This window comes from Streptomyces sp. MGP-P1 (assembly GCF_057766565.1).
The window spans coordinates 179,384-205,702 of the sequence record NZ_JBYMEM010000007.1; the positions used below are offsets into that span (position 1 = coordinate 179,384).

At 71.9% G+C, this 26,319-nt stretch carries 17 protein-coding genes and 1 pseudogene; 8 read left to right on the forward strand and 10 right to left on the reverse strand.

Going from position 1 to position 26,319, the window contains the following annotated elements:
- Window positions 1-49 precede the first annotated feature (49 nt).
- Window positions 50-1,360, reverse strand: coding sequence for an LCP family protein (locus tag AC3CH1_RS22590; protein ID WP_488464601.1), 1,311 nt, complete (start codon window positions 1,358-1,360; stop codon window positions 50-52).
- A gap of 117 nt (window positions 1,361-1,477) precedes the next feature.
- On the opposite strand from AC3CH1_RS22590, the gene AC3CH1_RS22595 reads away from it, so the two are divergent.
- The gene (locus tag AC3CH1_RS22595; protein WP_488464602.1) at window positions 1,478-2,026 is read left to right on the forward strand and encodes an acyl-CoA thioesterase; all 549 of its coding nucleotides are present in this window, start codon (window positions 1,478-1,480) and stop codon (window positions 2,024-2,026) included.
- A 97-nt stretch (window positions 2,027-2,123) separates the two neighbouring features.
- Here the strand turns inward: AC3CH1_RS22595 and AC3CH1_RS22600 are convergent, their stop codons facing one another.
- Window positions 2,124-3,629, reverse strand: a complete 1,506-nt coding sequence (locus AC3CH1_RS22600) for an LCP family protein (protein ID WP_488464603.1) — start codon at window positions 3,627-3,629, stop codon at window positions 2,124-2,126.
- A gap of 220 nt (window positions 3,630-3,849) precedes the next feature.
- Here AC3CH1_RS22600 and AC3CH1_RS22605 point away from each other — a divergent pair, with 220 nt between their 5' ends.
- Window positions 3,850-4,878: a glycosyltransferase family 2 protein gene (locus tag AC3CH1_RS22605; protein WP_488464604.1), complete on the forward strand. Its 1,029-nt coding sequence runs from the start codon at window positions 3,850-3,852 to the stop codon at window positions 4,876-4,878.
- A 76-nt stretch (window positions 4,879-4,954) separates the two neighbouring features.
- Here the strand turns inward: AC3CH1_RS22605 and AC3CH1_RS22610 are convergent, their stop codons facing one another.
- The 4 genes from AC3CH1_RS22610 to AC3CH1_RS22625 form a co-directional block, all read right to left on the reverse strand.
- Window positions 4,955-6,706, reverse strand: a complete 1,752-nt coding sequence (locus AC3CH1_RS22610; RefSeq protein WP_488464605.1) for an LCP family protein — start codon at window positions 6,704-6,706, stop codon at window positions 4,955-4,957.
- A gap of 37 nt (window positions 6,707-6,743) precedes the next feature.
- On the reverse strand, window positions 6,744-8,540 hold the full coding sequence (locus tag AC3CH1_RS22615) for an LCP family protein (RefSeq protein WP_488464606.1): 1,797 nt from the start codon (window positions 8,538-8,540) through the stop codon (window positions 6,744-6,746).
- 224 nt (window positions 8,541-8,764) lie between these two features.
- The gene (locus tag AC3CH1_RS22620) at window positions 8,765-10,342 is read right to left on the reverse strand and encodes an LCP family protein (protein WP_488464607.1); all 1,578 of its coding nucleotides are present in this window, start codon (window positions 10,340-10,342) and stop codon (window positions 8,765-8,767) included.
- A 177-nt stretch (window positions 10,343-10,519) separates the two neighbouring features.
- Window positions 10,520-11,272 carry a TIGR03089 family protein gene (locus AC3CH1_RS22625; protein WP_488464608.1) on the reverse strand — a complete coding sequence of 251 codons (753 nt, stop codon included), beginning with the start codon at window positions 11,270-11,272 and terminating at the stop codon, window positions 10,520-10,522.
- Between the two features lie 137 nt (window positions 11,273-11,409).
- On the opposite strand from AC3CH1_RS22625, the gene AC3CH1_RS22630 reads away from it, so the two are divergent.
- The 3 genes from AC3CH1_RS22630 (at window position 11,410) to AC3CH1_RS22640 (ending at window position 15,302) form a co-directional block, all read left to right on the forward strand.
- Window positions 11,410-12,996: a peptidoglycan recognition protein family protein gene (locus AC3CH1_RS22630; protein ID WP_488464609.1), complete on the forward strand. Its 1,587-nt coding sequence runs from the start codon at window positions 11,410-11,412 to the stop codon at window positions 12,994-12,996.
- A 79-nt stretch (window positions 12,997-13,075) separates the two neighbouring features.
- Window positions 13,076-14,167, forward strand: a complete 1,092-nt coding sequence (gene manB, locus AC3CH1_RS22635; protein ID WP_488464610.1) for a mannose-1-phosphate guanylyltransferase — start codon at window positions 13,076-13,078, stop codon at window positions 14,165-14,167.
- A gap of 127 nt (window positions 14,168-14,294) precedes the next feature.
- Window positions 14,295-15,302, forward strand: a complete 1,008-nt coding sequence (locus AC3CH1_RS22640) for a DNA-3-methyladenine glycosylase family protein (RefSeq protein ID WP_488464611.1) — start codon at window positions 14,295-14,297, stop codon at window positions 15,300-15,302.
- 446 nt (window positions 15,303-15,748) lie between these two features.
- On the opposite strand, the pseudogene AC3CH1_RS22645 reads toward AC3CH1_RS22640, so the two are convergent.
- The 3 genes and pseudogenes from AC3CH1_RS22645 to AC3CH1_RS22655 all read right to left on the reverse strand — a co-directional run bounded on the left by AC3CH1_RS22645 (window position 15,749) and on the right by AC3CH1_RS22655 (window position 18,561).
- Window positions 15,749-17,094 (reverse strand): annotated as a pseudogene (locus AC3CH1_RS22645) (coenzyme F420-0:L-glutamate ligase).
- Window positions 17,091-18,047, reverse strand: coding sequence for a 2-phospho-L-lactate transferase (gene cofD, locus AC3CH1_RS22650; protein WP_488464612.1), 957 nt, complete (start codon window positions 18,045-18,047; stop codon window positions 17,091-17,093). The pseudogene AC3CH1_RS22645 and the gene cofD overlap by 4 nt, the downstream one beginning before the upstream one ends.
- A 13-nt stretch (window positions 18,048-18,060) precedes the next feature.
- Window positions 18,061-18,561: a cysteine dioxygenase gene (locus AC3CH1_RS22655; protein WP_488464613.1), complete on the reverse strand. Its 501-nt coding sequence runs from the start codon at window positions 18,559-18,561 to the stop codon at window positions 18,061-18,063.
- 710 nt (window positions 18,562-19,271) lie between these two features.
- Here AC3CH1_RS22655 and AC3CH1_RS22660 point away from each other — a divergent pair.
- The 3 genes from AC3CH1_RS22660 to AC3CH1_RS22670 all read left to right on the forward strand — a co-directional run bounded on the left by AC3CH1_RS22660 (window position 19,272) and on the right by AC3CH1_RS22670 (window position 25,716).
- Complete coding sequence (locus AC3CH1_RS22660) at window positions 19,272-19,535, forward strand: WhiB family transcriptional regulator (protein WP_003968728.1); 264 nt, start codon at window positions 19,272-19,274, stop codon at window positions 19,533-19,535.
- Between the two features lie 695 nt (window positions 19,536-20,230).
- A complete protein-coding gene (locus AC3CH1_RS22665; RefSeq protein WP_488466707.1) occupies window positions 20,231-24,181 on the forward strand; it encodes a glycosyltransferase family 2 protein in 3,951 nt (1,316 codons plus the stop codon).
- Window positions 24,178-25,716 carry a DUF5719 family protein gene (locus AC3CH1_RS22670; RefSeq protein WP_488464614.1) on the forward strand — a complete coding sequence of 513 codons (1,539 nt, stop codon included), beginning with the start codon at window positions 24,178-24,180 and terminating at the stop codon, window positions 25,714-25,716. The genes AC3CH1_RS22665 and AC3CH1_RS22670 overlap by 4 nt, the downstream gene beginning before the upstream one ends.
- Window positions 25,717-25,821: 105 nt before the next feature.
- Here AC3CH1_RS22670 and AC3CH1_RS22675 read toward each other — a convergent pair whose 3' ends face one another.
- A complete protein-coding gene (locus AC3CH1_RS22675; RefSeq protein WP_488464615.1) occupies window positions 25,822-26,250 on the reverse strand; it encodes a metallopeptidase family protein in 429 nt (142 codons plus the stop codon).
- Between the last annotated feature and the right edge of the window lie 69 nt (window positions 26,251-26,319).

The following is a 26,319-nucleotide window of genomic DNA, read 5'->3' on the forward strand; positions in this document are numbered from 1 at the left end:
AGGGCGCCGGGCAACAGCCCGGCGCCCTTCAACCTCTTTGACCGCAGGCTCAGTTGCCCTTGACCGTGACCTTCTCGTCGTTGTTGAGCTGCTCCACGAGCTGCTTCACCTTGGTCTTGTCCCAGACCAGGTTGCCGCCGGCGCTGCCCGAGATCGGCATGTTCATCGATGTGCCGTCGCCGCCCGTGACGCCCTTCATCGCGAAGAACATGTTGCCCAGTGCCCAGAGCGACATGTCCTTGTCCACGATCAGCGTGTCCAGGCCCGCGCCCATCGTCGGGTACAGCTTGAACGGGTTGATGATCGTGGACGGGGTCGCCGTCTGGCTCGCCAGCGCCGCGAGGAACTTCTGCTGGTTCTTCGTACGGTCCAGGTCACTGCCCGCGAACGCGTACCGCGTACGGACGAAGGCCAGGGACTGCTCACCGTTCAGCGTCTGCTGGCCGGCCTGGAAGTCGGCGCCGGACTTCTTGTCCTTGAAGGCCTTCGGGATGTCCAGCTCGACCCCGCCGATCGCGTCCACGATCTTCGCGAAGCCGCCGAAGCCGATCTCGACGTAGTGGTGGATGTGCAGCCCGGTGTTGAACTCCACCGTACGGACGAGGAGTTCGGGGCCGTCCTCGGCGTAGGCGGCGTTCAGCTTCACCTGCCGGCCGGCGCCCTCGAACTTCTTCCCGGACTCGGACCCCACGAAGGACGGGATCTCGACGTTGGAGTCGCGCGGCAGCGAGATCAGCGTCGGACCGTTGGAGCCGTCGTGCAGGATCATCATCGAGTCGGTCCGCTTGCCCTCCGCGGAGCCGGTGCGCAGCCGCTTCTTCTCCTCCGCCGACATACCCTCACGGCTGTCAGAACCGACGATCAGGTAGTTCGTGCCGTCGCCGGACTCCGGGCGCTCGATGACCTTGGCGAGGTCGACCTCGCGCTTCAGCTTCGAGTCGGCCCAGAAGTACGTCGAGATCGAGACCGCCAGCACCACGACCACCAGGGTCAGCGCGCCGAGCTTGATCCGGCGGCGCCAGTCCGGGGCCGGGCGGCCGTGGACGTAACCCCCGTCACCGCCACCGCGACGACCGCCTCCGCCGCCCCGGCCGTCGGATCCGCCGCCACCTGAGCCGTAGACCTGGCCCGTGTTGTAGCCGCTGTCGTACCCGGGGTCGGGGCTGTTGCCGTAGCGGTCGTCGTATCCCTGACCCTGCTGCGGCACCTGAGGCCTCTGCGGCGGCGCCGACGGCCTCTGCGGGGTGGGACGACGCTGGATGTGCGGCATCGCCCGCGCACTCTCGGGCTGGGGGTTGGCACTGCCCCGCCCGTAGCGCTCGCTGCGGTCGCCGGTCCGTCGATCGGGCCAATCGTTCATCCGCACAGTGTGCCGTCCCGGCCCACAGCTCTTACAGGGTGTAGGGGAAATCGCACCAGGGCTGTTGCGAACCTGATGCATTCTGCGGGACGCGGGCCCCCGCATAAGGTGGACTGTATGACAGATCAGGCCACCCGCCCGGAGGGCGAGATTCCGGGCAAGCCGACCGCGGCGTCCCGGACCACCCTCAGCCACATCATGACCGGCAGCGACACCAACCTCCTCGGCACGGTGCACGGTGGCGTGATCATGAAACTGGTCGACGACGCCGCCGGCGCGGTGGCCGGCCGGCACTCCGGCGGGCCCGCGGTGACCGCCTCGATGGACGAGATGGTCTTCCTGGAGCCGGTCAGGGTCGGCGACCTCGTCCACGTACGCGCACAGGTCAACTGGACCGGCCGCTCCTCGATGGAGGTCGGCGTCCGGGTGATGGCCGAACGCTGGAACGAGTCGACCCCCGCCCAGCAGGTCGGCAGCGCCTACCTGGTCTTCGCCGCCGTGGACGGTGACGGCAAGCCGCGCCACGTACCGCCGGTGATCCCCGAGACCGAGCGCGACAACCGGCGCTACCAGGAGGCGCAGATCCGGCGCACCCACCGGCTCGCCCGCCGCCGCGCGATCAAGGAACTCCGCGAGAAGCGCGCCGCCGACGGCATCGACGACTGAGGCCGCGAGAGTCCCTCAAGGGGCTCCGCGGGCCCCGCGAGTGACCTCGCGCGCCCGTTCTTCGCGCGCCCGCCCTACGGCCGACCACCTCGTCGTCCTACGGGCAGACCACCTCGTCGCCCGTCACCGTGGAGAACTCGCCCGTCTCCCGGCTCTCCGCCCTCACCCGCTGCACCTTCGTGAAGTCCGAGCCCACCGTCACCTTCAGCTGCGGTCCCTGGCCCCTCACCGCCTTCAGTTCACTCCCGGGCAGCGCCGTGGCCAGGGACTTCGCCGACCGGTCCCAGCGCGGGTCGTACTCCACGAGCGTCCGCTTCAGCTCCCGCACCTCCCCGTTGAGCGGGGCCTCGGTGGTGGTGAAGCCGGTCGCCCGCAGCGCCTTGTCCACCGTCCGGCCGAGACCGGCCTCCGGGGTCCCGTTGTAGACCTGCACCCGGATCTCCTTCGGCGCCACGTCCACGAGCGTGGCAGGAGGCTTCTTCGGACCGGCCGCGGGCTCCGGCTTCGACGGGGCCAGCGGCTTGTCCTCGCGCAGGGCCTGGAACAGCTTCTGCGCCTTCTTCGCGTCCCACCGCACCGTCGAGCCGATGCCCTCGACCGCGAAACTGGGGTTGCCGACGGGCACGGAGGCGAACTCCGACGAGGCGGGCCCGAAGTCCTTCATCGCCTTGCCGAGCGCCAGCATCTGCTCCGTACCGAAGCCCTCGTCGGCCCGGACCGAACCGAGCGCCGAGGCGGAGACCCGCTGGAACTTCACCGGGTTCAGCAGCACACCGCTGCTCGTCGCCTGCTTGATCAGCGCCGCCATGAACTTCTGCTGGCGTTCCATCCGGCCCAGGTCGGAGGCCACGTCCACATGGCGCGAGCGTACGTACTGGAGCGCCTGGCCGCCGTCCAGCTCATGGGTGCCCGCGGGGAGGTCCAGCCCGGTGTACGCGTCCTTCATCGGCCGCGCCGTGCAGATCTTCACCCCGCCCACCGCGTCGACCGTCTTCATGAAGCTGGTGAAGTCGACCTCCAGATAGTGGTCGATCTTGACCTTGGTCATGTTCTCGACGGTCCGCACGGTCAGCGCGGGCCCGCCCTCCGCATACGCGGCGTTCAGCTTCACCGGGTGGCTCGCGTGGCGCTTTCCCGTGGTGCGGTCGGTGTGGGCGGGCATCTCGGCGTAACTGTCCCGGGGGAGGCTGACCACGCTCGCCCGCTGCCGGTCGGCCGACAGATGGACCAGCATGATCGTGTCGGTGCAGTGGCAGGGCGCACCGCCGAGCCGGTACTTCTTCTTCTCGGCCTTGGTGATCGTGTCCCGGCCGTCGGTGCCGACGAGCAGCAGATTCGTGCCGTGGCCCGCCTGCGGGCGGTTCTTCATGTCCTTGAACGGATCGACCCGGCCGATTCCGCCCTCCAGGCTGGTCACCACGGCGTGCCCGATCCCGCCGGCCCCCAGCACCAGCACCGACAGGCCCGTGGCCACCCGCATGCCCCAGCGGGGCCGTTCGTCCTGCTCGCGCCGGCGGACCGGCCGGGTGCCCGGGGGCGGGCGGCGGTGCGGGGGAGCGGCCCGGGGGCGCGGCGGGCGCTGCGGTCGTTGCGGTGCGGGCACGGGGGAGACACCTCCGGGGCGCAAGGGAGACACCTCTGCGGTGCAAGGGGACCATCGCACGGTAGGCCCATACGATCTCCGTTCCGGCCCGCGACCCGGCGGCGCGCACCGCTATCCCCCATTCGCGGTAACGTGGCGGCCGAATAACGCCACCTCCCGGGGCGCCCCGCCTCCCGCGGTGCGGCACCCCCGGCGCCCCCGAGGACCACCCGAGGACCACATGTCTGCCGCGCAGTACCCCGCCGTCTCCGTGATCATGCCGGTGCTCGACGAGGAACGTCATCTCAGGAACTCGGTCCGGCACATCCTGGAGCAGGAGTACCCCGGTGAGATGGAGGTCGTGATCGCGCTCGGCCCCTCCGCCGACCGTACGGACGAGATCGCCGCCGAGCTGGTCGCCGAGGACCCCCGGGTCCACACCGTGCCCAACCCCACCGGCCGCACCCCCGCCGCCCTCAACGCGGCGATCAAGGCCTCCCGTCACCCCGTCGTCGTGCGGGTCGACGGCCACGGCATGCTCTCGCCGAACTACATCGCGACCGCCGTCCGCCTCCTGGAGGAGACCGGCGCGCAGAACGTCGGCGGCATCATGCACGCCGAGGGCGAGAACGCCTGGGAGGACGCCGTCGCCGCCGCGATGACCTCCAAGATCGGCGTCGGCAACGCCGCCTTCCACACCGGCGGCCAGGCGGGCCCGGCCGAGACCGTCTACCTGGGCGTCTTCCGCCGCGAGGCTCTGGAGCGGGCGGAGGGCTACAACGTCGAGTTCATCCGCGCCCAGGACTGGGAGCTGAACTTCCGCATCCGCGAGGCCGGCGGGCTGATCTGGTTCTCCCCGGAGCTGAAGGTCCAGTACCGCCCGCGCCCCACGGTGAGGGCGCTCGCCAAGCAGTACAAGGACTACGGCCGCTGGCGCCACGTCGTCGCCCGCTACCACTCCGGCTCGATCAACCTCCGCTACCTGGCTCCGCCGACCGCCGTCGTCGCCATCGCGGCGGGTCTGGTCCTGGGCGCGGCCGTCACCCCGTGGGCCCTGATCGTGCCCGGCGGTTACGTGGCCGCGATCGTCGCCGGGTCGCTGCCCGCGGGCAAGGGTCTCTCGCTGAAGGCCCGCGCACAGATCCCGGTGGCGCTGGCGACGATGCACATGTGCTGGGGCTTCGGCTTCCTCACCAGCCCCCGGTCGCTGGCCAAGCGGGTCATCGCGAGCCGCCGCCCGGCGATGAACGGCAGCAGCGAGACCGTCTGACCTCGGTCGCCCGACCCGTACGAAGGGCCCCACCGCTCGGCGGTGGGGCCCTTCGCGTACACGTGTCGTTACGGCGTCACCAGGTGTAGTTCGGGTTCACCTTCATGCAGGCCTTCTCGTCGTCGCCGTTGAGGGCGCCCGCCGAATCCGGGGTCTTCTCCTTGCCCTTGGACACCGGGTAGGTCCCGTCCTCGCGCCAGTCCGCGCCCACCACGAGCGAGATCCCCGAGACGTCCGTGGACTTCTTCACCTGGGTCAGCGGAACCCCGAGCGCCTTGGCGACCGCCTGCGCGTCGCCCTCCAGATCCGCGCTCGGGTACAGGATCGCCGTCCGCGCCGCCCCGGTCACGTTGCCCGGGTCGACGTCGGCCTTCGCGAAGCCCGCGTCCTTCAGCTGCTCCATCACGTCACCCGCGCGCCCCGAGGCGGGCCCGAGCGCGTCCGTGGCGGTCCCGTTCCGCACGGCGACCGCGATCTCGCCGACCGGCGCCGACGGGTCCTTCGTGACCTCCGGCTTCTTCCGCTTGGAGGCCTTGCCGTCCAGCGGGACGTCGTCGCGGACCATCCGGAACAACTGCTCCGCGTCGCCCGCCTTCGGGTAGACCCGGCCGTTGTTCGTGCCGGTGCCGTACACGTTGGGCATGGTCGACATCGTGATGCGCTTCGTGGGGACCTTCTTGAACTCCTCGGCCAGGTCGTAGAGCTTCTTGACCGTGTCGAGGCCCTTGTCGACCGTCAGCGCCTCGGTGGCCGCCTCGGCGAGGTTCATCAGCTTCGCCGGGTCGGTGAGCTTGGTCCCCTTGCGCAGCTGACGCACCATCGCGTTCATGTACTGGTGCTGGGCCTTCGCCCGCCCCAGGTCGGTGTTGTCCTCGAAGCCGTACCGGGTGCGCAGCCACTGGAGGGCCTGCTCGCCCTTGACGTAGGTGGTGCCCTTCTCCAGCTTCAGCCCGGAGCCCTTGCCGTCCTGGCCGCGGGAGTTGATGTTGGCGTCGACGCAGACCGGGACGCCGCCGATCGCGTCGGCCATCGAGACCACACCGGCGAAGTCGATCATCATGAAGTGGTCGATCCTGATGCCGGTCAGCTCGTACCAGGTGGCCACCGTGCACCCCGGACCACCGCGGCCCAGGCTCTGGTTGGTCTGCACGTCCGCGGTGCTGGCGGGGAACACCTCGCCGTCCGGGGCCGTGCACTTGGGCATCTTCAGCATGGTGTCGCGCGGCATGCTGATCACGGAGAGGTTGCTGCGGTCCGCGGAGATGTGGAGCAGCATCTGCACATCGGCCAGCGGCTTCGCGCCGAAGGTCTCCTTCGCCCCGCCCAGCTTCTGGTTGGCCTTGGAGTCCCGGGCGTCGGAACCGATGAGCAGGATGTTGAGCGGGGTCTGACCGGCGGCGTTGGCCTTGTGATCGGCCATCTGCTGGTCGCCGAGGGTCAGATCCTCTTTCTTGATGTTGCCGTTGAGGTGCTCGTAGTAGAGATAACCGGCGCCGCCGGTGCCGAGTATCAGCAGGGCGAGTACGGAGGCGCTCCAGCGCAGCACACGCCGCTTGGCGCTCTTGGGCGCACGCCGGGCGGTGCGCGCCCGGGCCCCGCCGCCGTTCCCGCCCCTGTCTTTGGCCGCCCGGCGGCCGCCCTCCGGCGCCCCACGGCCACCCGGCTCCGCACGGCCCCCCGGCCCGTCCCCGTCCTCCGGCCCGTCGCCGCCGTTCCGTACGCCCTCGCCGCCGTGCGGGCCCCCGTCCCGGCCGAGTTGATCGGTGCGGCGGCCGCGTGACCGCGTTCTCTCCCCGGGCGTGCTGCTCCGTCCCACCGGACCCCCCATGCTGTTCAGATTTCCGCTGTGGCGCGGTGACCCGGTGTCACTGGGCGCATACCGCCTTGTCGGCGCTTGCCTTCTCGATGTCCTTCGGCGGCTCCGTCGGTCCGGTGATGAGCTGGCCCGCGCCCTTGAAGTCCGCCCCCAGCGTCAGCACCATCGCCTCCAGCCCTTCGGCGTCGGCGGTGCCCTGCTTCATGGCCGTTGCCGGAAGCCCCATCATCTCGGCGAGCGCCCGGGCCTGATCGGCCTGGTTGGGCGCGTACTCCAAAGTCGTCTTCTTGGTCTTCTCGGGTGCGTTGGCCTTGTTGGTGGACTTCAGCACCCCCTGCTCGTTCTGGAGCCAGGTGACGGTCGAGCCCGCCGCGCCGGGAATCTCACCGCCGTTGAGGACGTCCACGCGTACGTCGGCGGCCTCGGCCTTCGGTCCCTTGAGCAGGGCCGCCTGCTTGCCCTTGGCGGCCTTCTCCTTCTGCTTCACCTCGGTCAACGAGGTGTCGGAGCGCATCATCGCGAAGAGCTGCTCGCCCTTGACCGGGTCCACGACCACGGTGACCGGCTTCGGCTCGGCCGGGTTGTCTATGACCGGCATCGTGAGGAAGCTGATGTTCTTCGTGTCGACCTTGGCGATCTCCTCGGCCAGCGTCATCAGCTTCGTCGCGTCGCCGATGGCCGTGTCGACGGTCAGCGCCTTGGTGGCCGCGTCGGCCAGCGAGTACAGCTTCTTCGGGTTGGTCAGGGTGTCGCTCGACTTCATCTCCCGGATCATGGAGCCGAGGAACTGCTGCTGCACCTTGATCCGGTCGAGGTCGCTCCGGTTGCCGAAGCTGTCCCGGGTGCGCAGCAGGGCCAGTGCCTGCTCGCCCTGCACCTTGGAATCACCCTGGGGCAGCTTCAGGTGCGACTTCGGGTCGTCGATCGGTTTCGCCATGCAGACCTTGACGCCACCGACCGCCGACGTCAGGGACTTGACCGCGTTGAAGTCGACCATCATGAAGTGGTGGGGCTTGACCCCGGTGATGTTCTCGACCGTCTTCATGGTGCAGCCGGGGTTGCGGCCGTTCTGGCCGAGGCTGGTGTTGAAGCGTTCGTTCGGGGTGCCGGGGATGACCGTGGAGGTGCCGTCCTCGTTCTTCGACTCGCACTCGGGGATCTCGGTCATGAGGTCGCGCGGGATGCTCATCGCCGTCGCGTTGGTCCGGTCCTCGGAGACGTGGAACAGGATGGTGGTGTCGGCGTGGCCCTCGCTGCCCTTGTCGCCGTACCCCTCGTTGCCCTTGCCGGTGCGCTTGTCGGTGCCGATGATCAGGATGTTCATCGGGCCGTCGGTGACGACGTTCTTGCTGCCGGCGTCACCGACGTCGATGGCGTCGATGTTCCCGTTGAGCTTCTGGTACAGCGCGTACGCTCCGGCCGAGCCGGCGACCACGACGAACGCCATGACCCCGCCCGTCCACAGCAACGCCTTCTTCTTGCGCGACTTCTGGGGCTTGCGCTTACGTCGGCCGGCCGCGGGCGGTTCGGCGGCCCCACGTCCCCCCTGGGAGCTGCGGCGGCTGCGCTGGCCGGGCACCCCGCGGCGCGGCCCGTCCGGGGCGCCCTCGCGCTCCCCCTCGCGCTCACGCGAACCGGCACCGCGGCGTCCCGAACCCTCGCGGGACGAACCGGTCCGCGAGGCGCCCCGGCGACCGGTTCCCCCGGCCGTAGCCGTACGCGAAGGGCTGCTCGACTCCCCAGTGGAGTGATCCAGTCGCAATTCGTAATTGCCGGTGTGCGGGTTGAGTACCCACTGGTCGGCGGGGTCGATATCGTCCGCCCGTCCACGACTGTGCGCGTCCACGGTTGCCTGCGTCCTCCGTCGGTGCCACGCGAGGCGCCCTCCCCCGGCAAGGCGCTCGTTCCTTCGCTCCAGCAGTGCACGACCTGACGGCCGGAAGCACCGGATCGCGTCACACTATCCGGCCGATTCCGCGTCGAGCGACGTGCGTGACACATTCCACGCCCCTTACAACCGGGCATTCTTCCCATTAGGCGTCGATTGCGTTCTATGTCTTGGCAATTGCTTTACTGCTTGCACAGGTCGTCCGCCGCGCTCGAACCCGAATAGGTGGGTGTGGGCGTCGGGCTCTCGGACCCGGTGTCGTCCGGTTTCCCGTCCTGCTTCGCCTCCTGGTCCCGCTGTGCTTCCTCGAGTTCGTCGGCCGGGACCACGGCGACGGGCCGGTCCTCGCGGAGTTGCTCGAACAAGTCGCCCGCGTCCGGTTCGACGAGTTCGTCCCGGTTCGCGTTGTTGCGGTACGGCTGCCGGGGCACCGTCAGGAACTGCACCTGCTCGGTCGGCACGTTGCGCATCCCGCGCACCAGGTCGTACAGGTCGCGCAGCGAGTCCAGCCCCGGGTCCGTGGTCAGCGACTTGGTCGCCGCGTCCAGCACTGGGTAGAGCCGCGTCGGGTTGAGCAGCACGCCGTTGCTCTGCATCTTGTTCACCAGGGCGCCCAGGAACTGCTGCTGGCGCTCCATGCGTTCGGTGTCGCTGCCGTCGCCGAGGGTCTTGCGCGCCCGTACGTAGCCGAGGGCCTCCTCGCCGTCCAGCGTCTGTCGGCCGGCCGGGAGCTCCAGATGCGCGTCCTTGTCGTCGATCGGCTTCTTGAGGCAGATCTCGACCCCGTCCACGGCGTCGACCATGTCCTTGAAGCCGTTGAAGTCGACGACCATGTGGTGATCGACGCGGATGCCCGTCATCCGTTCCACGGTGCGGATCGTGCAGGCGGTGCCGCCGACCTCGAACGCCGTGTTGAACTGGGTGAACCGCTCCCGCGTCTCCTTGCCGTCCGAGGTGCGGCAGCTGGGGACCTCCACCATCAGGTCACGGGGGAGGGACACGGCGGTCGCGCTCTTCCGGTCCGCCGCCAGGTGCAGCAGGATCGTGGTGTCGGAGCGCTGACTGCCGCCGTCGTCCCGGCCGTACTCACGGTTGTCCCCGGCCCGGCTGTCGGACCCGATGAGCAGGATGTTCTGGGCGTCCATGACGACCGGGGTCGGCCGTTCCTTCTCGTACGCCTTGAGCTCGGCGGCGGCGCTCGTGTCGGTGGTGATGTTCCCGTCGAGCTTCTGGTACATCCACCAGCCCACGCCCGCGGCGACCAGCACGAGGAACGAGGCGGCGAGCGCGGTCCAGCGCAGCCAGCGGCGCTTGCGGGCCGCGACGATGCCGTCCTTGGGCCGGTCGGCCCAGGTCTGCGCGCCGGAGCCGCCCCCGGCGCCGGGCACGCCGTCACCTGCGCCGGAGCTCTCGCCGCTCCCGGCCTCGGCGGGGTCGGGCTCGGGACGGGGGCCGGACCTGGGCTCCTGCTCGGGGTCGGGGTCGCGCTTGGCGCCCGCCTCGGGCGAGGGCTCCCCGGCGGGCGGGGTCTCCTCCTCGCCCGCCGGGTCTCCCGAGACCTGAGGGGTCTTCGAGGCCTGAGGGATTTCCGCGGACTCCTGGGCGCCCCCGGCCGTCGGTGTCCCGTCCTCGGGGGCCCCGCCCTCGGGGTTCACGCCCTCGGGTCCGGACTCCTCCTGCGACCTGCCCTGCGGCTTGTCCCCGGCCGGGTGGTCCGGGTCGGACGGCGGGCCAGCACTGTCGGTCACGTCTGCGTCCATCCTTCACGTTCGGCGGCGCGAGGGGCCGCCGGTCGCAGGAGTAGACGGCTGAAACTCACGCTTGGTTGTGCACGGCCAGGAGAGTGGTCTGTACCGCCCGATCATCTACCCGCTCCGGAGCCGATTTCCGAGGACTCGGCCCGGTGTGGGCCGGACGAGTGCACCTCAGGGCGCTTGTCATACCGCGGTGTTGGTGACCCGCTCGCTCTCGGTCCGCTTGGCCAGCCCCTCCGCGTCGAGCTGCCCGAGGTGGCGGCAGAGCACCACGGACCCACCGGCCGCCAGCGGCGCGAACAGCCCGGCGCTCAGCCCTTCCCAGGTGTCGTACGTACGCCCGGTGAGCAGCCGGGACCCCGGTACGAGTCCAAGGGCGTCGGCGTCCTCGCGGGCCCGGGCGACGAGCTGCGCACCCGTCAGCTCGACCCCGCCGACGGCCAGCGCGGGCGCGTCCGGATCCACCGGGGCGAAGGGTGCGAAGCGGTCGCCCTGGCTCGGCACCTCCACCGCGTAGTCCGCGAACCCCTCGGGAGCCTGCGGGAACCGGCCACCCAGCGGACGCAGGGCGAGGGCGACGCGCTCGCCACGGCAGGCCCGCGCCCGCTCCAGGCTCTCCGGGCCGGTCACGACGAGATCGGCGGCGGCCGGGTCGCCCTGGACGTCGGCGACGACCCCGACGGAGGAGCAGGCGAGCAGCCAGACCGCGGACTGCCAGTGCGCGGGGAGCAGCAGGGCGAGCCGGTCGCCCGGCTCCGCCGCGAGGTCGCCCTGGAGCAGATTGGCGGTCTTGGCCACCCAATTGGCGAAGGTGGCCACCGACAGTTCGACGCGTTCTCCGGTGGCGTCGTCGTAGAAGGTGACCAGGGGGCGGGCCGGGTCCGCGGCGAGCGCGGATCGCAGCAGGTCGGCAGGGGTGCGGTCGCTGGAGTTCATCCGCGCAAGCGTACGCGGGGCCGCTGTGCGGGGCGGGCTGAACGGGTGTCACGTACACCGGTTCGGCCGACGGCGTGTCACGCCGGGATCGGTGCCCGGGTCGCCGGACTCATGGCTATATGGCGAGGATCATCCGTATGCGTGCACTATTGGTCACCTCAGTCGGCGTCACCTGCGCGGCAGCCCTCACCCTGCCGCTCGCCGCCCCCGCCCTGTCCACCCCGGCCGCGCACTCCGCCTCGGCCCGCCCTCCTTCCCTGGCCCCCGGGTCGCCCGGGTCCGGCCCGCCGTCGACCCGGATCGAAGCCGCCCCCCGCGAAGCGAACGAAGCGAATCAGGGAAACGAAGCGAACGACGCGAGCGACGCGAGCGACGCGAACGAAGGGGGCGCCCTCGAAGTCCCCGAAGCGGCCCCGCCGCGCACCGGCGAGACCCGTGCGGTCGCGCTCGCGGGCTCGACCCAGTCCCTGCCCCTGGAACCCCTCGCCGCACCGTCCGACCGCTCCATGGGTCCGGCGACGGCCGGCCAGGGGCTGGACCGGCGGACGGCCCGCCCGTTCTCCCTGGTAGGCGTCGTCTGGGACGACGCCGAAGCCGAACTCCACGGCACGGTCCAGGTCCGCACCCGGGCGACCGGCTCCACGAGCTGGTCGGACTGGCAGGACGTCGAGACCCACAACGCCGAGCACGCCCCCGACCTCGGCAGCGCCGAACGGAAGTCCGGCGCCGCGCGCGGATCGACCGCCCCGCTCTGGGTCGGCGACTCGGACGGCGTGGAGGTACGCGTACGTCCGGAGGCCGCCGATCCACAGCACCGGCCCGACGCCGCGCCGCTCCCCGAAGGGCTGCGCCTCGAACTCGTCGACCCGGGCGAGGACCCCGCACCCGAACCCGCAGCCGACGCCCCCGCCGGCCGGACCGTCACCCCGGCGGCGTTCACCGGCAACCCGGCACCGCCGACGACGACGGGGGCCGTGCCGGAGGCGCTCACCGTCGAGTCCGCCGCGGCCTCGGCCGTCAACGCGGACCTCGCGCCGCTCGGCGCGGCCGTCATCCCCGCGCTGACCAAGGCGGCGACGGAGGCGGAGGCGGCGATCGTCGCGGCCGGGGCGAAGCCGTACATCGGCCCCCGTCCGAAGATCGTCACCCGCAAGGGCTGGGGCGCGGACGAGAAGCTCCGCGAGCGCAACTTCGCGTACACCAAGTCCGTCAAGGCGGCCTTCGTCCACCACAGCGCGACCGGGAACAACTACACCTGCAAGCAGGCCCCTTCGGTGCTCCGCAGCATCTACCGCTACCACGTCAAGAGCAGCGGCTGGCGCGACTTCGGCTACAACTTCGCCGTCGACAAGTGCGGAAACATCTACGAGGGTCGCGCCGGAGGCGTCTCCAAGGCCGTCCTGGGCGCCCACACCCTGGGCTTCAACACCAACACCATGGGCGTCGCCGTGCTCGGCACGTACTCCTCCACCAACCCGCCCGCCGCCGCGGTGACGGCCGTCGCCAAGCTCACCGCCTGGAAGCTCGGACTGTTCGGGGCCAACCCCAAGGGCAAGGTCACCCTCGTCTCCGGCGGGAGCGGCAAGTACGCGAAGGGCAAGAAGGTCAAGATGAACGTCATCTCGGGCCATCGGAACGCCTTCGCAACCGAATGCCCCGGAGCGCGTCTCTACAAGAAGCTCGGCAAGGCCCGGACCAGCTCCGCCAAACTGCAGGGCCGCTGACCGGGGCGTTTCCGACCGGTCTGCTTAGACTGGCCAGCCACAACCAGGCCAGGCCCCAGCAGGAAGCAGAGACGGTGCTGTGACAGAGGCAAAAGAAGCGATCCTCCTGGTCGGTGGCAAAGGCACCCGGCTGCGCCCGCTCACGGTGCACACCCCGAAACCGATGGTCCCGGCGGCGGGAGTCCCCTTCCTCACCCACCAACTGGCGCGGGCCAGGGCGGCCGGGGTGGAGCACATCGTGCTCGCCACGTCCTACCTGGCGGAGGTCTTCGAACCGTACTTCGGCGACGGTTCCTCGCTCGGCCTGCACATCGAGTACGTCACCGAGCAGGAACCGCTCGGCACCGGCGGAGCCATCCGCAACGTCGCGCCGAAGCTGTCCTCGGGGCCCGACGAACCGGTCCTGATCTTCAACGGCGACATCCTGACCGGGCTCGACATCCGGGCCCTGGTCACCTCGCACACCGTCTCCGGGGCGGATGTCTCCCTCCACCTGACCCGGGTCGAGGACCCGCGCGCCTTCGGCCTCGTGCCGACCGACGCGACGGGCCGGGTCACGGCGTTCCTGGAGAAGCCGCAGACGCCGGAAGAGATCGTCACCGACCAGATCAACGCCGGGGCGTACATCTTCCGGCGCTCGGTCATCGACTCCATCCCGGCCGGCCGTCCCGTCTCCGTCGAACGCGAGACCTTCCCCGGACTGCTCGCCTCCGGCGCCCACCTCCAGGGCATGGTCGACTCGACGTACTGGCTGGACCTCGGCACCCCGGGCGCCTTCGTCCGCGGCTCCGCCGACCTCGTCCTCGGCCGCGCCCCGTCCCCCGCGGTCCCCGGCCGCTGCGGCGACCGCCTGGTCCTGCCGACCGCCTCCGTGGCCCCGGACGCCAAGCTCACCGGCGGCACGGTGATCGGCGCCGGCGCGGTGATCGGCGCGGGCGCGAGGATAGACGGCTCGACGATCCTGGACGGCGCGGTCGTGGAAGCGGGCGCGGTCATCACGGACTCCCTGGTCGGGGCCGGCGCCAGGATCGGCGACCGCACGGTGCTGGTGGGCGCGGTGATCGGCGACGGGGCACGGGTGGGCGCGGACAACGAACTGCGTGACGGGATCAGGATCTGGTGCGGCGCGGTCCTGCCGGACGCCTCGGTCCGCTTCTCCTCGGACCAGTAGCGCCGTACCAGTAGCGCCGGACGAGTAGACCCGTACCAGTAGCCCCGTACCCGTACCCTCGAAGGACGCCCCCTCCGCACCGAGAAGTCCGAGAAGTCCGAGAACTCCCAGAACCCCGAGGCCACCCGTGGCAGGACGATTCGCCCCCCGCACCGCGCGAGCGGCGCTGCCGCACCAGGCCCCCGCCCCGGCGCGGCGGACGGCTCCGCCCCCGCACGACGGCCCGCCGCTGACCCGGGAGTGGACCCCACCCGGCCCACTGGACCTCCGCCTCGTCCTCGGCCCCCTGCGCCGGGGCCCGGCGGACCCCACGTTCCGGATGGTCGCGGACGGCACGTTCTGGCGGGCCACCCGCACGCCCGAGGGCCCCGGCACCCTGCGCCTCGCGGCGCGCGGCGACCGGATCGCGGCGGCGGCCTGGGGCCCCGGCGCGGACTGGCTGCTGGCGGAGCTTCCCGCACTCCTGGGCGCGGACGACGACCCGGACGCCTTCGCCCCCCGCCACCGCCTACTGGCCCTGACCCGCCACCACCGCCCGGGCCTGCGACTCCTCCGCACGGGCCTGGTCATGGAATCGCTGATCCCGTCGATCCTGGAGCAGAAGGTCACCACGGACGAGGCGTACCGCGCCTGGCGCCACCTTGTCCGACGCTTCGGCACACCTGCCCCCGGCCCCACAGCGGAGCTGGGCCTGCACGTCATGCCGGACCCACGGGGCTGGGCGATGATCCCGTCCTGGGAATGGCACAGGGCGAACGTCGACGCCAAGCGGTCATCGACGATCCTGCGCGCGGTCCGCGTGGCCCGCCGACTGGAGGAGGCGGCGACGATGAACCTCCCCGAGGCACTGACCCGCCTGGAACTGATCCCCGGCATCGGCCCCTGGACCTCGGCCGAGACCCTCCAGCGCTCGAACGGCGCACCGGACGCGGTCACGGTCGGCGACCTGCACCTCCCCGGCATCGTGGGCCACGCCCTGGCGGACAACCGCGACGCGGACGACGAGGAGATGCTGTCCCTGCTGACCCCGTACGAGGGCCAGCGCCACCGAGCGACCCGCCTGATCCTGCTCTCGGGCCACACCCCGAAACGCCGGTCGCCGAGGATGACCCCGGGCAACATCACCCACCTGTAGCCGTTTCCAGGCCCGGTGCTCCCAGCCTCTCCGGGGCATGGCATCAACAGCTTTCGTCGGGGCCCGGCGGTTCTCCGGAGGCGTGGCATTTCCAGCTCCCGCCGGGCCTCTCGGTTCTCCGGGGCCCGGCATTTCCAGCCTCCGCCGGCGCCTCCTGGTTCGGGGCTGTGGGCATTCCAGCTTCCGCCGGGGCCCCTCAGCCTTGCAGGGCGTGGCATTTCCAGCTTCGGCCGGGCCTGGCGGTTCTCCGGAGGCGTGGCATTTCCAGCTCCCGCCGGGACCCCGCAGCTCTCCAGGGCCCGGCACTTCCAGCCCCTCCGGCGTTTGAGGAGCGGGGCCCGGGGCAGAGCCCCGGTTTCGGGAAGGGGCGGGTAGGGGAAGGCCCCGCGCAGCGGCACCCCGCGGCACCCACACACACGGCCCCACCACCCCACCCCCACCCCACCTCACCGCACGGTGAGAAACGCCTCCGCATCCCGAACGCCCCGCTCCCGAGGCACCCCCGCCGCATGCCCCACAGCCACCGCCCCCAACGGATCCCAGGACGACGGCAACGCCAACACCTCCCGCACCACGGACCGGCAGAACATCGTCGAGGACACCCACGCCGACCCCAGCCGCTCACCCGCCAGCGCCACCAGGAAGTTCTGCACGCCCGCGCCCGCCGCGACGACGAACATCTCGCGCTCCGCGGTGTCGCGCCGCTCGTCCCGTACGTGTGCGAGCCGTCCATCACCAGGCACGGCACCGCCAGATACGGCGCGTCGCGCAGCACGTCCCCGCGCCGCACCCGCTTGGCGATCGACTCCTCGCTCCTGCCGTCGCGCCGCAGGTCCTCGATCCACGCGTCCCGCATCGCGTCGAGCAGCCGGGTCCGCGACGCGGCGGACTCCAGCAGCACGAACCGCCACGGCGTCGTGTGATGAGGCGCGGGCGCCGTCACCGCCGCGGCCACCGCCCGCCGCACGGCCGCCGGATCCACCGGCTCGTCGGTGAACTCGCGCACCGTACGCCGCAGCGTCACCGCTTCCCGCACGGCCTCGGACGTCCCGAGCCGGAACATGTCGTCGGCGGCGGCCCGCACCAACGCACGGGCACCGGGCTCGTCGCCGGACGCCACCACGTGCCCCAGCCCCCGCACCACGGCGACCGGCAGCCCCTCCGCCTTGCCCTTGACCAGGTCCCCGGCCGAGGCCAGCTCGTCCGCCGTGGCCACGACCGTGGCGCTGAGCGGATTGCCGTACGCGTCCGTCCCGCCGCGCAGATCGTCCAGCACCCGCACTCCGGCGGCCCCGATCGCGACATCGGTCAGCCCGTTGCGCCAAGGCCGCCCGAAGGTGTCCGTGACGACGACGCCGACCTCCACGCCGAGGGCGTCCCGCAGCCCGTCCCGGATGGCCCGGGCGGAGACGTCGGCGTCCTCGGGCAGCAGCAGTACGGTCCCGGCCGGTGTGTTCGAGGCGTCGACCCCGGCGGCGGCCATGACGAGACCCTGCCGGTTCTCCACGATCCGCAGCGGCCCGCGCCGGGCCACGACCCGTACGGTCTCGGCGTCTATGGCGGCCTCGCGGTCGGCGGCCCGGACGATCCGGCCCTCGGCCTTGGAAACGATCTTCGAGGTGACGAGCAGGATGTCCCCGTCGACCAGTCCGGGCTCGGCCGCCGCGATCAGCTTGGCGAGATCGTCACCGGCCCGCACCTCGGGAATGCCGCCCAACGCCCAGACCCGGAAAGAGGGCGCACCCGACGCCGCGACACCACCGTCACCCGCGCCGCCAGGAGAACCGCTCACGCCCGGACCTCCTCGGCCAGCTCCAGCGCCTGCCGGGCCATCGCCGCGGTCGCGTCCACGTCCGTCATCATCAGCGGCACCGCCCGGCAGCGGATCCCCGCCGCCTCGACCTCCCCGACCGCACCCGCGTCCACCGTGTCCACCAGCCAGCCGTCCAGCAGCCCCGAACCGTAGTGCTGGGCCACCGCGGCGGCGGTCGACTCGACGCCCACCGCGGCGAGCACCTTGTCCGCCATCCCGCGCACGGGCGCGTCCCCGACGATGGGGGAGAGGCCGACGACCGGCACCCCTGCCTCGGCGATGGCCTCCCGGATCCCGGGCACGGCGAGGATCGTGCCGATGGACACCACCGGATTCGACGGCGGGAAGACGATGACATCGGCCGAACCGATGGCCTCCAGCACCCCCGGAGCAGGCTTGGCCTGCTCCGCGCCGACCGGCACGATCGCCTGCGCCTCGACGGAGGCGCGCAGCTTCACCCAGTACTCCTGGAAGTGGATCGCCCTGCTCTCGCCGTCCGTCTCGACGGCGACATGCGTCTCGACCCGGTCGTCGGACATGGGGAGCAGCCGCACACCCGGCTGCCACCGGGCGCAGAGCGCCTCGGTGACCGCGCTCAGCGGATAGCCCGCGCCCAGCATCTGCGTACGGACGATATGGGTCGCGAAGTCGCGGTCGCCGAGCCCGAACCACCCGGGGCCCACGCCGTACGCCGCGAGCTCCTCCTTGACCTGGAAGGTCTCGTCGGTCCGCCCCCAGCCCTGCTCCTCGTTGATGCCACCGCCGAGGGTGTACATCACGGTGTCGAGGTCGGGACAGACCTTCAGCCCGAACAGATGGATGTCATCACCCGTGTTGCCGATCACCGTGATGTCCGCGTCGGGCGCGGCCTGCTTGAGGCCGCGAAGGAAGCGGGCACCGCCGATGCCACCGGCCAGAACAACAATGCGCATGCGGAGCAGTTTGTCAGGCGGGTACGGCGTCCACGGCCGTCGGGGCGCTTTGCGTGGCGTGCATCGGCATCTCGGTCAGGCCCGGGTAGTAGACGTGCAGACTCACGGCCGGTTCGAGCGAGTCGTTGACCACCTCGTGGACGTACCCCGGGGCGAAGGCACGCTGCGCGCCCGCGCCGAGAGCTCGCGTCCCGCGCTCGGTGTGCTCGGTCAACTCGCCTTCCAGGACCGTCAGTACGCCGGCGGAGAGGCCGTGGTCGTGACGCCCGCTGCCCTGCCCGGGCACCCAGCTGAGCAGCCACACCTCGTAGCCGGGGCCCTGGTGCAGGCGGTGGTACCAGCGGGAGGCGGAGTCGTACTGGACGATTTTGGCCCACTGAGCGCGGTCGGCCGCGATGGAGCGTGCGAGGCCGACGAACTCGGAGACGGTGGTGGGGTGCTCGCGGGCCGGCTGCAGGAGGTGCTGGACCTCGAGGATGTCGCCGGCGATCTGAAGGTCGCTGTCGCTGTTCATGGCTGCGGTGGTTCCTCGGCATGGGGGGTACACGTGCGGGGAGTCGCGGTGAGCGTCGGCAGCCCGGAAACGAGCCGCGGGAAGTGCGAGGTGTGGGGAGGAGACAGGAGGAGACGAAGATCGACGCTCGACCGGAGAGGCTGGATCAGAGCTGGAGCGCTAGGGCATCAACAGCTGTGACAGCTGGAACAGCAACAGCGGGCCTGGACAGCACTACGGAACCCACGGATGTGGGTGACGCGCATGGCTGTGGTCGCTTGCATGGGACCAAGGAGACCGGCTCGACCGTCCGCTGTCAACCCAATGCCCGAAATGGGGGCAATGTTTCACCCCTTCCGGTTGCCGGGTTTGGAGAAAGGTTTATGCGCGCCTGAGCGGGGACATGTGGCGCATCATCCGCGCTCTCAAACGCGACTGACGCTCCGTGACCTGACTGTGATCTTGATCGCTTCGGTGATCGAATCGCAACACAAGGGCGCCTTCGCTCGTCTCTCACGGGAGAGGGTGTGGAGCTGGAGAGCCAGTGGTATATGTCAGGTTTTTGCTGATTTGAACACTTTCTGCATACGCTTGGTTCCGCAGAGTGAATCCCTGGGCCAATAGCAGATCCTCGCTTGACTGGCCCGGAGCTACACACTTGTAATTTCACTCGTGTCGTTCAGCCGCAAACGGCTGCATCACGGGACGCAAGAGACAGACGAGGGGCGCACATGACCGAGCTGTTCCAGCAACTGCTGGTCGAGGACGCGGACGAGGAACTCGGCTGGCAGGAGCGCGCACTGTGCGCCCAGACCGATCCCGAGTCCTTCTTTCCCGAAAAGGGCGGATCCACCCGCGAGGCCAAGAAGGTCTGCCTCGCCTGTGAGGTGCGTTCGGAATGCCTTGAGTACGCCCTTTCCAACGACGAACGCTTCGGCATCTGGGGCGGGCTCTCCGAGCGGGAGCGGCGGCGCCTCAAGAAGGCCGCCATCTGACGTCCGCCCCGGTCGGCCCCGCCACAGGACGTGTCGGTCGCCGACCACCGCACCCGGACCAGCCCCGGGCGCACCCGCATCCACCCGGCCGGACCGCCCCCCCTGGGCACACCCGGAACCCGGAACCACCCGGCCGGACCGCCTCCGGGCGCACCCGGAGCCACCCAGACCGGACCCGCCCCCGGGCGTAACCGGACACCCCCCATCACACCGGGCGCACCCGAACACTCCGAACACTCCCACCCGGTCCCCGGACCACTGCCTGCCGTGGGCCGCCCCCTCGCGAGACGCGGAGCGACCCGCACCCCACCGCAAGCCCCCGCACACCCCACCCCCATCCCTCACTCCCCACCCCCCCGCACCCCCCACGCCCTCTCCCCATCCCCCACTTCCCACGCTTCCGGCCGAGGCCGCCCCTCTTATCCGGTCATCCGGCAGGCTTCCCGTCCGGCAGCCCCCCGAGCCCGTTTCCTCACCCCCGACGGCCCGTCCCCCGACCCCTTCCCCAGGGCTCGGCGGACGGGCCGTCGGCACGTCCGCGCCCGGCCCCTTCCCCCGCTCCGACCCCCGCCACCTGTCCGTACCGTTAGTGTGGGGCCCCGTCCGAGACGCGCCAACGCCCCGACGGCGCGCGCGTGTACACCGATGCAGCCCCCGGGGACGCCCCCGGACCCGGCCGGAGGGCCCGTACCTCGATGTCCGTGCACAGCCACTCGGCGGCGCCGAACGCGGCCGCCGCCGCCCCAGAGTTCCCCCGGCACGTCGTCACCGCCGTGCTCGTCTCCCACGACGGCGCCCGATGGCTGCCCGACGTGCTGGCCGGGCTGCTCGGGCAGGAACGCCCCGTACAGAACGTCGTCGCCGCCGACACCGGCAGCGCCGACGACTCGGCCCGGCTGGTCACCGAGGCGCTCGGCGACGAACGCGTCCTGCACCTCGCACGCCGTACGAGCTTCGGCACCGCCGTCGACGAGGCCGCCCGCACGGCGGGAATCCTGACCCCGGACGACCTGCCGTACCTCAAGCGCCCCAGCGGCTGGGACCCGGCCGGCCGGACCTGGGTCGACGAGAACTACGACCTTCCCGAACTGCCGCACGGCGAACCGGTCCAGTGGCTCTGGCTGCTGCACGACGACAGCGCGCCCGAGCCGGACGCGCTCGCCGAGATGCTGCGCGTCGTCGACACCGACCGGCACGCCACGATCGTCGGACCCAAACTGCGCGGCTGGTACGACCGCAAGCAGCTCCTCGAAGTCGGCGTCTCCATCGCCAACAGCGGACGCCGCTGGACGGGCCTGGACCGCCGCGAGCAGGACCAGGGCCAGCACGACCAGGTCCGTACCGTCCTGTCCGTCTCCTCCGCCGGCATGCTCATCCGCCGCGACGTCTACGAGGAGCTCGGCGGCTTCGACCGCAGGCTCCCCCTGATGCGCGACGACGTCGACCTGTGCTGGCGCGCCCACCTGGCGGGCCACCGGGTCCTCGTCGCCCCGGACGCCGTCCTGCGGCACGCCGAGGCCTCCGCCCGCGAACGCCGCCCCATCGACTGCGCCGGCCGCTCGGTCGCCAGCCCGCACCGCGTCGACAAGGCGGGCGCGGTCTACACGATGCTCGTCAACGCCCGCGGCAAGGCCCTGCCCTGGGTCCTGCTCCGGCTCGTCGTCGGCACCCTGCTCCGTACCCTCGCCTACCTCGTCGGCAAGGTGCCCGGCCAGGCCCTCGACGAGGTCACAGGACTGCTCGGCACCCTGCTGCGCCCCGGCCGCGTCCTCGCCGCCCGCCGCGACCGCGGCAAGGGCGCCGTCGACGCCGCCGAGCTGCGCGCGCTGTTCCCGCCGCCGGGCGCGACCGTCCGGGCCACCGTCGACCAGGTCGCGGGCAACTTCGGCGGCCGCAGCGACGCCGACTCGGGCGGTTCACGGCACGGAGCCGTCGAATCCGGGCCCGGCGGCGACGACGCCGACTTCCTCGAAGTCGACCAGTTCGCCCGGCTCAAGCGCATCGGCCGCAAACCGGGCCCCATCCTCTTCGCGCTGCTCCTGATCGTCTCCCTCATCGCCGGCCGCAACCTCCTCAGCGGAGGCGCACTGGCGGGCGGCGCCCTGTTGCCCGCCCCGGCCGAGTTCGGCGCGCTCTGGGGGAGTTACGCGGACGCCTGGCACACCGTCGGCACCGGCGGCACCCAGACCGCCCCGCCCTACCTCGCGCTGCTCGCCGCCCTGTCGGCCCTCTTCCTCGGCTCGACCGGCCTCGCCATCAGCGTGCTGCTGGTCTGCTCGATCCCGCTGGCCGGGCTCACCGCCTACTTCGCCTCCCGCCCGCTGCTCCCCTCCCGGCTGCTGCGGGCCTGGGCGAGCGTCGCGTACGCCTTCCTGCCCGCCGCGACCGGCGCCCTGGCCACCGGCCGCCTCGGCACCGCCGTCCTCCTCGTCCTGCTCCCGCTGACCGCCCGCGCGGGCGTCGCCGCCCACGGGCTGCGCGCCGACAGCGCGGCGGGGGAGCGCGGCAGCTGGCGCGCCACCTGGGCGTACACGCTGCTGCTGACCGTCATGATGGCGTTCACCCCGATCGTCTGGCCGCTCGCCGTGGTCCTCGGCATCGGCATCCTCGTGCTGCGGCGCGGCGACATCACGGCGTACGGACTCCGCTTCGTCGCCGCCGTCGGCACACCGGTACTGGTCCTCGCCCCCTGGTCGCTCACCCTGCTGACGGACCCGTCCGCGCTCCTGACCGAAGCGGGCCTGGACATGGGTACGGGAACGGCGTCGGGCCTCGACCTGCTCGGCATCAGCCCCGGCGGCCCCGGGGCGACGGGCGGCATCCTGCTCCTCGGCATCGTGCTGGCGGCGCTCGCCGCCCTGCTGCGCGGGGAGCGGCAGTTCGCCGTCCGCACCGCCTGGGCGGTCGCGCTCGTCGGCTTCCTCGTCGCCGCCGTCGCCAACGGGTCCACCTGGGCCGGACCCGCCACCCTCGTCTACGGCGCCGCCCTGATCGCCGCCGCCCTGGTGGGTGCGGACGGGGCCCGTATCCGGGTCGCCGAACAGAGCTTCGGCTGGCGTCAGCCCGTCGCCGTCCTGATCGCGCTGGCCGCAGGACTGGCCCCGGTCCTGGCCGCCTTCGGCTGGATGATCGGTGGCGCCGACGGGCCCCTGGAGCGGCGCGACCCCGTCCAGGTGCCCGCCTTCGTGGCGGAGGAGAGCACCACCCGCGACCAGCCCCGCACCCTGGTCCTCGGCGGCAGCTCGCCCGGCTCCGTGGAGTACAGCCTGGTCCGCGGCTCGGGCGTCCGCCTCGGCGACGGCGAACTCACCGAGGCCGGCGGCAGCAACAGCCACCTCGACAAGGTCGTCGCCAACCTCGTCGCCGGCTCCGGCGCCGACCAGGGCGGCCAGCTCAGCGGCTTCGCGATCCGCTACGTCCTCGTCCGGGACGGAGCACCGCGAGAGATGAGCCGGGTCCTCGACTCGACGCCCGGACTCAGCCGCCTCAGCCAGCTCGACGGCAGCGCCCTGTGGCGGGTGGACCGCCAGGTCGCCCGCGTCATGATCACCCCGGCTTCCGGCGAGGGCGAGCACCTGCCGGTCGGCTCGGCCGCCGTCGAGGCCCACTCCGAGATCCCGTCCGGCGAAGCGGGCCGCGTGCTGCGGATCGCGGACGCGGCCGACCCGGGCTGGACGGCGACCCTGGACGGCAAGCCGCTGCCCCGCAAGACCGTCGACGGCTGGGCCCAGGGCTTCGAACTGCCCGCGGAGGGCGGCCGTCTGGACCTCACCCACGACGCCCCGATCACGCACACCGCGTGGATCTGGGCGCAGGCCGGACTCCTCCTGGTCCTCGTGGTCATGGCCCTGCCGGGCCGCCGCCGGGAGATCGACGACGACCTGCCCGAGGAGGCGGAGCCCGCCGTCGCCGCCGAGCCGGTCGACGGAGAGGGCCGCCGCGCCCGCAGGCTGCGCGCCGCGGCCCAGGCCGAGGCGGCGGCCACCGCCGAGGAGGCCGGGGAGCCCGGAGGGCCCGGAGAGCTCGGGAACGACATCCACCCCGGCGACCCCGACCCGTCGCGAGTCCCGGGCCCGGCCGCCGACCCGGGGGAGTACATCCCCGCGCAGCAGTCCGCCGACCCGTACGCCGCCAACCCCCCGGCGCACGACCCGCAGGGAGCCACCGGTGGCTACGCGGCGGTTCCACAGCAGCAGCAGTACGGCGAGTACGCGCAGTGGGACGGCCGGCAGCAGAGCGCCGACTACTACGCGACGTACCAGCCGGACCCGTACGCCCAGCAACAGCAACAGCAACAGCAACAGCAACAGCAACAGCAACAGCAACAGGGCGTCGGTTACCAGGGCTACGAGGCCCAGGACCCCTACACACAGCAGTACAACGAGCAGGGCACGTACGGCGGGCAGGCCGCGTACACCGACCAGAACTCCTACAACGACCAGGGCGCGTACAGCAACGACCAAGGCGCGTACGACGAGTACGGCCAGTACGTCGGCGGGCAGTACCAGCAGCAGCCCTACCCCGACCCCGCCCAGCAGCCCCGGCCCGACCCCCACCCCGCCGAGAACGGCGACCAGACCGACCCCCCGGCCCCGGGCCAGGCCCCGTGGCAGACCGGTAACGCATCGCGAGGCGATTCCGAGTGAAGTCCACCCACCTGTCCCTGATCGCGGGCGCCGCCGTCCTGGCCGCCATCACCGGATTCGCCACGGTCACCGCGCCCGGAGCCCCGGCGAAGACCGCGACGAAGTCCGCCGCGCTGCTGCCGGTCGAGCGCTCCAGCCTGGTCTGCCCGGCGCCCAGCGACTCCGACCTCGCCGAGACCCAGTACACCGCGTTCACCCCGGCGGGCGAGGGCGGCGAGGCCAAGGGCACCGCCGAGCTGAAGCCGGCCCTGCCGGTCGTGGACGACGAGGACGAGACCGACCCGAAGAAGGTCGAGAAGGCCGAGGAGGCGGCGAAGAAGGCGAAGGAGAAGGCCGACAAGCCGGTCCTCGCCGTCAAGGAGCCCGGACAGCCGGTCGTCGCCGAGGCGGACGGCTCCGACGCCCCGGCCCTCGTCGGCACGGCCACCGGCAAGCTGGCCCCCGGCTGGGCTGCCCAGCAGACCACCGAGGTCACCGTGGGCGGCGCCCGCGGGCTCCTCGGGGTCACCTGCACCGCTCCCGACACGGACTTCTGGTTCCCGGGCGCGAGCACCGCGAAGTCCCGCCAGGACTACCTCCACCTCACCAACCCCGAGGACTCCGCCGCCGTCGCCGACATCGAGCTGTACGGCCCCGAGGGCGCGCTCAAGTCCGAGGTCGGCGACGGCATCACCGTGCCGGCCCGCTCCAGCGTCGCCGTTCTGCTGTCCACCCTCACCGCCGAGGCCGTCGACCACCTGACCGCCCACGTCACCACCCGCTCGGGCCGGGTCGGCGCGGTCGTCCTGAGCGCCGACGACGAGGCGGGCAGCGACTGGATCACCGCGTCCGACGACCCCACCGGCACGCTCGTGCTGCCCGGCATCCCCGCCGACGCCACCTCCGTACAACTGGTGGCGTTCGCACCCGGCGAGGACGACGCCGACGTGAAGGTCCAGCTCCTGGGGAAGAACGCGGCGTTCTCCCCGGCCGGGAACGCCACCCTGCACATCAAGTCCTCGATGACGGCGGCCGTCGACCTCAAGGACGTCACCCGGGGCGAACCGGGATCCCTGCGGCTGAGCCCCGTCCAGAAGGACCGGGCGACCCCGATCGTGGCCGCACTGCGCGTGGTCCGCGGCAAGGGCGACAAGCAGGAGATCGCCTACATCCCGGCCACCGGACCGGTCGGCGCACGGGCGAGCGTCCCGGACAACCGGGCCAAGGGTTCGACGCTCTCCCTGACCGCGCCGGGCGCCACCGCCGAGGTGAAGGTCACCGCGTCGGCGGGCAGCGACGGAGGCGAACCGGCCGTGGAGACGTACACGGTCAAGGCCGGCACGACCCTCGCCGTCACCCCGAAGGCCCCGGAAGGCCTCAAGGGCGCCTACGCGCTGACCGTCGAGACGACCTCGGGCGGCCCGGTCCACGCGTCGCGCACCCTGGCGCGCACCGAGGACGGCGTCCAGATGTTCACCGTGCAGACGCTCCCCGACGACGGCGGCACGGTCGCGGTCCCGTCGGCCCGCCAGGACCTCTCGGTCCTGGACGACTGAGGGCGGGCGAACCTCCGACAGCCGAGCCGTCCCCGGGCTCAAGCCCCCCGGGGGTCCGGCTCGGGGAACCGACCTGAGGGCCTCCGTGAGACCGGCGCCAGGGGGCTAGTCCTGCCCGTACCGGGGGTCGACCGACTCGGGCGCGAGCCCCAACAGCTCGGCGACCTGCTCGACGACGACCTCGTGGACGAGCAGGGCGCGCTCGTCGCGGCTCTTGGTGCGGATCTCGACGGGCCGCCGGTAGACGACGATCTGCGCGGGCCGCCCCTTGCCGGCGGAGACCGCGCTGCCGAGCGGAACGATCTCCTCCGGGGTGTCGGGCACATCGAGGACGACGAAGTCGACCTCGGCCAGCTGGGGCCAGCGCCGCTCCAGCCGCTCCACCGAGTCCTGGACCAGATCACGGAAGGTCTCGCCCCGGCTGGCCGACAGCGGCACCTGCGGAGGCGCGACCGGCCCGCGCATACCGCGGCCATGCCGGTCACGGCGCCGGGGCCGCGGCTCGAACGGGCGGGGAGGTACGGAGCTGTCCATCACCGACGCAGCGTAACGCTCCGGAGGCCCGGTGATCGGCGAGCCGACGCGGCCGACCGGACCCTCCGG

Coding starts and splice junctions, on each gene's coding strand:
- AC3CH1_RS22590 (WP_488464601.1), bottom strand. CDS start 1,360: ATGAACGATTGGCCCGATCGACGGACCGGCGACCGCAGCGAGCGCTAC.
- AC3CH1_RS22595 (WP_488464602.1), top strand. CDS start 1,478: ATGACAGATCAGGCCACCCGCCCGGAGGGCGAGATTCCGGGCAAGCCG.
- AC3CH1_RS22605 (WP_488464604.1), top strand. CDS start 3,850: ATGTCTGCCGCGCAGTACCCCGCCGTCTCCGTGATCATGCCGGTGCTC.
- AC3CH1_RS22610 (WP_488464605.1), bottom strand. CDS start 6,706: ATGGGGGGTCCGGTGGGACGGAGCAGCACGCCCGGGGAGAGAACGCGG.
- AC3CH1_RS22620 (WP_488464607.1), bottom strand. CDS start 10,342: ATGGACGCAGACGTGACCGACAGTGCTGGCCCGCCGTCCGACCCGGAC.
- AC3CH1_RS22625 (WP_488464608.1), bottom strand. CDS start 11,272: ATGAACTCCAGCGACCGCACCCCTGCCGACCTGCTGCGATCCGCGCTC.
- AC3CH1_RS22630 (WP_488464609.1), top strand. CDS start 11,410: ATGCGTGCACTATTGGTCACCTCAGTCGGCGTCACCTGCGCGGCAGCC.
- cofD (WP_488464612.1), bottom strand. CDS start 18,047: ATGCGCATTGTTGTTCTGGCCGGTGGCATCGGCGGTGCCCGCTTCCTT.
- AC3CH1_RS22655 (WP_488464613.1), bottom strand. CDS start 18,561: ATGAACAGCGACAGCGACCTTCAGATCGCCGGCGACATCCTCGAGGTC.
- AC3CH1_RS22660 (WP_003968728.1), top strand. CDS start 19,272: ATGACCGAGCTGTTCCAGCAACTGCTGGTCGAGGACGCGGACGAGGAA.
- AC3CH1_RS22665 (WP_488466707.1), top strand. CDS start 20,231: ATGTCCGTGCACAGCCACTCGGCGGCGCCGAACGCGGCCGCCGCCGCC.
- AC3CH1_RS22675 (WP_488464615.1), bottom strand. CDS start 26,250: ATGGACAGCTCCGTACCTCCCCGCCCGTTCGAGCCGCGGCCCCGGCGC.